This is a genomic window from Streptomyces sp. UH6 (genome assembly GCF_013421635.1).
GTDB classification, from domain to species: domain Bacteria; phylum Actinomycetota; class Actinomycetes; order Streptomycetales; family Streptomycetaceae; genus Streptomyces; species Streptomyces abyssomicinicus.
The window spans coordinates 1-1820 of record NZ_JACADT010001082.1 but is presented as its reverse complement, the minus strand read 5'-3'; the positions used below and the strand labels follow the sequence as shown (position 1 = coordinate 1820).

Genomic DNA, 1820 nt, shown 5'->3' with positions numbered 1-1820 from the left:
CCGCCGGACACCCCCGCGCAGGCCGATCCGGGCGATCCGGCCACCGAGGAGGACCAGGCGGCTGAGGCGGAGGTGGCGGCGGAGGCCGGGGCCGAAGGCGTGGACGAGCCCAGGGCCGCGCCGTACATCGGACCGCGTCCGGCGATCGTCACCCGCCGGGGCTGGAAGGCGAACGAGAGCCTGCGGGAGAAGAGCTTCGCCTACACCAAGAAGGTCAAGGTGGCGTTCGTCCACCACACCGCGACCGGCAACGGGTACACCTGCAAGCAGGCCCCCTCGGTCATCCGCAGTATCTACCGCTACCACGTGGGCAGCATGGGCTGGCGGGACATCGGCTACAACTTCCTCGTCGACAAGTGCGGCAAGATCTACGAGGGCCGCGCCGGCGGCGTCACCCGCCCCGTGATGGGCGCCCACACCCTGGGCTTCAACAGCAACAGCATGGGCATCGCCGTGATCGGCAGCTTCGGCACCACCAAGCCCACCGCGAAGTCCGTCCGCGGCATCGCCCGCCTCACGGCGTGGAAACTCGGCCTGCACGGCATGAACCCGCGCGGCAAGACTTATCTGAAATCGGGCGGTGGCAATCGCTACCAAAAAGGCAAGAATGTACGACTGAACACCATCTCCGGGCACCGGGACGGATTCGCCACGAGCTGTCCGGGTGGTCGCCTCTACAGCAAGCTCGGCACGGCCCGGACGACCTCGGCCCGCTACCAGGGACGATGACGCCGGGGCGGCGGGGGCCCGGCCGGCTCCTGACGCTCGCACAGCCTTCGAACGGTCTGCGTACACTGGCCGGCCGACACCAAGATCGGCCGGTCCCGGCAGGAAGCAGAGACGACAGGTGACAGAAGCGATCCTCCTGGTCGGCGGCAAGGGCACCCGGCTGCGCCCGGTGACGGTGAACACTCCCAAGCCCATGGTCCGCGCGGCCGGGGTTCCGTTCCTCCAGCACCAGTTGGCCCGGGCCGCCGCCGCCGGCGTGGAGCACGTGGTGCTCGCCACGTCCTACCTGGCCGAGGTGTTCGAGCCGTACTTCGGCGACGGCTCCGCGCTGGGACTCCACCTCGAGTACGTCACCGAGCGGGAGCCCCTGGGCACCGGCGGCGCCATCCGCAACGCGGCGGCCCGGCTCCGGTCCGGCCCGGACGAGCCCGTCCTCGTCTTCAACGGCGACATCCTCACCGGCCTCGACATCCGTGCCCTGGTCCGCACCCACGAGGCCTGCGGCGCCGACGTCTCGCTGCACCTGACCCGGGTCACCGACCCGCGCGCCTACGGGCTGGTGCCCACCGACCCCACGGGCCGGGTGACCGCGTTCCTGGAGAAGCCCCAGACGCCCGAGGAGATCGTCACCGACCAGATCAACGCCGGCTGCTACGTCTTCCGGCGCTCGGTCGTCGACACCATCCCGGCCGGGCGGCCGGTCTCCGTCGAGCGGGAGACCTTCCCCGGCCTGCTGGCGGCCGGCGCGCACCTGCAGGGCATGGTCGACTCCACCTACTGGCTCGACCTCGGCACCCCCGAGGCCTTCGTCCGCGGCTCCGCCGACCTGGTCCTCGGCCGCGCCCCGTCCCCCGCCGTGCCCGGCCGCTGCGGCGACCGGCTGGTCCTGCCCTCCGCGGTGGTGGCCGCGGACGCCAAGCTCACCGGCGGCACGGTGGTGGGTGAGGGCGCGCTGGTCGCCGAGGGCGCGCGGATCAGCGGCTCCACCATCCTGCCGGGCGCGGTCGTCCAGCCCGGCGCCGTCATCACCGACTCCCTGGTCGGCGTCCACGCCCACATCGGCGAACGCACGGTCCTCACCGGCGCGGTGA

Annotated in this window: 2 protein-coding genes; both read left to right on the top strand. The window is 72.1% G+C overall.

Translation table 11 applies throughout. The features are described from left to right. A partial coding sequence (locus HW445_RS29440; RefSeq protein WP_180223873.1) for a peptidoglycan recognition protein occupies nucleotides 1-729 on the top strand: 729 nt, incomplete at its 5' end. A gap of 118 nt (nucleotides 730-847) precedes the next feature. After that, nucleotides 848-1820: NDP-sugar synthase (locus tag HW445_RS29435; RefSeq protein WP_180223872.1), on the top strand; the 973-nt coding region annotated here is incomplete at its 3' end.